The organism is Occallatibacter sp., from assembly GCF_049802275.1.
In the GTDB taxonomy this organism is placed as follows: Bacteria; Acidobacteriota; Terriglobia; order Terriglobales; family Acidobacteriaceae; genus Telmatobacter.
In genome coordinates, this window is record NZ_JBARMD010000414.1 from 1 (window position 1) to 3,906 (window position 3,906).

Annotated in this window: 5 protein-coding genes; 3 read left to right on the top strand and 2 right to left on the bottom strand. The window is 55.0% G+C overall.

Annotated elements, in window-relative coordinates; translation table 11 throughout:
• The 3 genes from WA354_RS14505 to WA354_RS14515 all read left to right on the top strand — a co-directional run.
• A partial coding sequence (locus WA354_RS14505; protein ID WP_472813731.1) for an FtsX-like permease family protein occupies positions 1-291 on the top strand: 291 nt, incomplete at its 5' end.
• Positions 292-492: 201 nt separating this feature from the next.
• Positions 493-2,061, top strand: a complete 1,569-nt coding sequence (locus WA354_RS14510) for a glycosyltransferase family 39 protein (RefSeq protein WP_472813732.1) — start codon at positions 493-495, stop codon at positions 2,059-2,061.
• Between the two features lie 149 nt (positions 2,062-2,210).
• Complete coding sequence (locus tag WA354_RS14515) at positions 2,211-2,816, top strand: hypothetical protein (RefSeq protein WP_472813733.1); 606 nt, start codon at positions 2,211-2,213, stop codon at positions 2,814-2,816.
• Here WA354_RS14515 and WA354_RS14520 read toward each other — a convergent pair.
• Positions 2,806-3,138 carry a hypothetical protein gene (locus WA354_RS14520; protein WP_472813734.1) on the bottom strand — a complete coding sequence of 111 codons (333 nt, stop codon included), beginning with the start codon at positions 3,136-3,138 and terminating at the stop codon, positions 2,806-2,808. The genes WA354_RS14515 and WA354_RS14520 overlap by 11 nt on opposite strands.
• 113 nt (positions 3,139-3,251) lie before the next feature.
• Positions 3,252-3,906: hypothetical protein (locus tag WA354_RS14525; protein ID WP_472813735.1), on the bottom strand; the 655-nt coding region annotated here is incomplete at its 5' end.

Genomic DNA, 3,906 nt, shown 5'->3' on the forward strand with positions numbered 1-3,906 from the left:
ACGCATGAAAGCGGAATCCGGCTCGCGCTCGGAGCCGGGAAGGCAGCTATCATTCGCAATGTGCTGCAGCAGGGCCTGATCCTTACGGTGGCGGGTCTGCTGATCGGGCTTGCGGCCTCGTTCATTCTCACGCGCTTCCTGCGCACCATGCTTATCGGTGTGGCGGCTACAGACTTGTTTACGTTTGCGACCGTTGCGGTTGTGCTGTGCGCGGTGGCGGCGTTTGCATGTTATCTGCCGGCGCGACGCGCTGCGGCGGTGGACCCGGTGCAGGCGCTGCGCACCGAATAGCTTCAGTAATAAATACTGTGATGCCTGGTTTAACGTCACCTGGGAGAAGAGTCCACCGCATTACTTGACACAAAATCCATTCGAGTCTCTGGTCAATACCGCAGGTGTATCCAGGTTTTCGGCGATGTGATCGCCCTCACAAATGGATTTCCGCAAAGGTGTATAAAGGCTCGTGTAATCACAAGCCCGCAGGAACTTCGCATGAGCGTTACCGCGCCTTCTCGTCGCGCCGCAATCTCTGTACGGCGGCCGTGGTTGTTGACTGGAGGATTGTTCGCTATGTGTGCGGCTGTCGCCAAGCTGCTCATTCACCTCTATGCCAACCGATACTATGGCTACTTCACGGATGAGTTGTACTATCTGGCATGCGCTCGTCATCTTGCGTGGGGATATGTCGATCAACCGCCGCTGATCGCAGTTGTTGCACGATTGGAAATGCTTCTCTGGGGCGATTCCCTTTCAGCGATCCGCTTCTTTCCCGCTCTCGCGGGAGTAGGCAAGGTGGTCCTAACGGGTTTACTAGCTCGCGAATTGGGCGGAGGCCGATTTGCCCAAGGACTCGCGGCGCTTTCGGTGCTATTCGCGCCCGGATTTCTGGGCATGGACAACCTGCTATCGATGAATGCCTTTGAGCCGCTCTTCTGGCTTGGCTGCGCCTACCTGGTCATTCGAATCGTCCGCACGGGAAATGAAAAGCTCTGGCTGTGGTTCGGTTTGTTGTCGGGTCTTGGCCTGCTCAACAAACACTCCATGCTGATTTTTGGCTTCGGCATCGTTACCGGACTTATCCTGACCCGGGAGCGCGTCTGTTTCCGTTCCCGGTGGATCTGGCTGGGCATGGCGCTGGCCCTTTTGATCTTCCTTCCCAATCTGATCTGGAACATTCAGAACCATTTCCCTTTTCTCGAACTCCAGGCCAACATTCGTCGCGACGGTCGAAACATACAACCCGGTCCATTGGCTCTATTTAGTCAAGAGATTCTCGCAATGCTCCCGCTGACGCTGCCCATCTGGCTGGGCGGCCTCTGGTTCCTTTTCTTCACCGAGAAGGGAAAGCCCTTTCGCGTCTTGGGCTGGGCCTGCGTGGCCACATTCACTGTGATTCTTGTTTTGAACCCGCGCGTGTATTACTTGTGGCCCGCGTTTCCCATCCTGTTCGCCGGCGGAAGTGTGCTCTGGGAGTCGTGGCTTGAGAGGCCCACTCTCCGCTGGGTCAAGTTTGCATATCCCGCATTGATGATTTTGCTCGGAGTGGCGTTAGCGCCAATGCTCTTGCCGGTTTTGCCGCCCGACATTTACATACGCTATGCAACTGCATTGCATGTCCAGCCTCCGGCGATTGAGAAATGGAAGCTCGGACCTTTGCCGCAAGTCTATGCGTCGCAGTTCGGATGGGAAGAGATGGTGGCAACAGTTGCTGAGGTATACAACGGGCTGCCGCCCGATGTGCGGCCCAAAACGGCGATCTTCGCCCAAAACTTTGGACAAGCCGGCGCAATTGATCTCTTCGGGCCGAAGTACGGCTTACCGAAAGCCATCAGTGGGCATCAGAACTACTTCCTGTGGGGACCGCGTGACTATACCGGCGAGAGCGTGATTGTGATGCAGGGGCGGCAGGACCAATTAGAGCAGGTATATGCCAGTGTCGAATGGCGCGCCCATGTGTCGCATCCATACTCGATGCCGAGGGAGCACTTCGATGTGTATTACTGTCGTGGCCTCAAGGGATCGCTCAAACAGATGTGGCCAACGGTTAAAAACTGGCACTAACGATTCCGAATGGGGTAAGAGGCCGTGCAATGGCAGTCACGAAACATGAGTCTCCAACGGCTCTAGCGAATTCAGCCCCGACAATTCGCAACAACCGCGCCACACGCACGATCGCCTGCACGCTCGGTGTTCTGGTTGGTGTCGGATCCATGGATCACGGTCTGTTGGAATGCCTGCAAGGATTCCGTCCGACTCCCGGATTGATAGTGAATGCCTTGGGCCCGGGTTATCGCTGGACCGTATGGAAGGAGGGCGGGGAGGGCGCATTTACTTTGATTCCCAACTTCCTGGTCACCGGCGTTGTTGCAACACTTATAGGCTTGGCAATGATCGCTTGGTCGCTTCGATTTTTGCACTCGCCGCGAGGACCAACCGTCTTTCTAATTCTCGGCGTTGCCTCCTTTTTGACCGGTGGAGGCGTGGCACAGATTGTTTTGTTCACGTTGGCTTGGGCCGTGGCAACACAGATCGTCGCATCTCTTTTATTCTGGAGACGGCTACTCCCGCGAGTTGCACGCCCACTGCTCGGTCGCTTATGGCCGTGGACGCTAGGCGCGGCGGCCGTCTTGTTCATTGTGGCGTTGGAAATAGCAGGATTTGGCTATGTTCCATGCGTTTCGGAGCAAACGCTCATTCTGCATGTATGTTGGATGATTTTGGCAGTTGCGCTTGTGCTGTACCTGGTCTCGATCGTCTCCGGTTTCGCCCACGACATCGAACGGGACGAAACCGCTCACCAATTCTTTAAGCGATGACGGCTTCAGGCTGACTCAATTGATGGACGTGCCGCATTTTGCGACTGTAATTCTGCACGAATCCATAGATGAAGCCACGCTCGGCGAGTTTCTTCTTTGCAGCATTGAACATGGCGAGACCTTCTTCGTGCGTCAATCTGCCTTCCGTGTCGAGTGTCTTGACCTCATGGATAAACCGATCCGCTTCCGCGTCCCATCGCCCATGCTCTTCCATGAACACGTAGGCCCGGTCCTCACTCGCCGGACGAGACGCAAGAACAAGGACGTAGCACTCTGATCTTTCCTTTTCAGGGGTTTTGGTCTTATAGAGTGTCTCAATCATTACCTCATTTTACTCCTTGCCATCGAAACGACTGAGCGGGTTATCGCTGGCTCTAAGGTGTTTTGAATCAACCGGGAATTTCTCCGATTCCAGGAGAATATGACAGTTTCCCCTCATGAGATCGGTAAGTCGGTTCGAATGGATCGAAGGAAGAATAAACTGAGCAGCACCCCTGACACGATCAAGGATGTCCAGGTTATCGAGATGATTGCGACTTCGAGCCGGTACTCAAGATTGAAGCCGAAATGCCAGGACAATACGGCGAAACTGCTGATAGCGATTAGCGCAGCGCCTATGAATGTCCATCGGATCGCACGCTCAAGACGAGTGGCGCTGCCGAATGCAACGCCGACGAACAAAAATGCGGTGCTCAGCATCAGATAACCCAGGTCTTCAGAAGCAATGAAGAAGCCGTGGGGGTTGTACTGAGTGAAGAGTGCAAGCCCGTCGGTTTCACCTCTCAGCAAGCTGGGCGCAACGACTTCGAACTGTGTGAAGTAGTCAAGCGTGATAATTCCCGCTGCGATCGATGCGAAGCACAAGCCAAGAAGGCTCAGGTGCCGTCTTCTGACTCCAACGCTTGCGTGAATGCAGCCAGCAAGCACAACGAAGAGTGGCAAGAGCAATGTGCCTGGCAACACCCAAAGGTAGTCGCGCGGAACAAATTGCACGACATCGGTATACGGATACACGATGCACTGGCCGACACAAAACGGGCCGGAACGTGGAGGGGTAGTAATACCGAGAGCAAATGCACTGGCCGCCGTG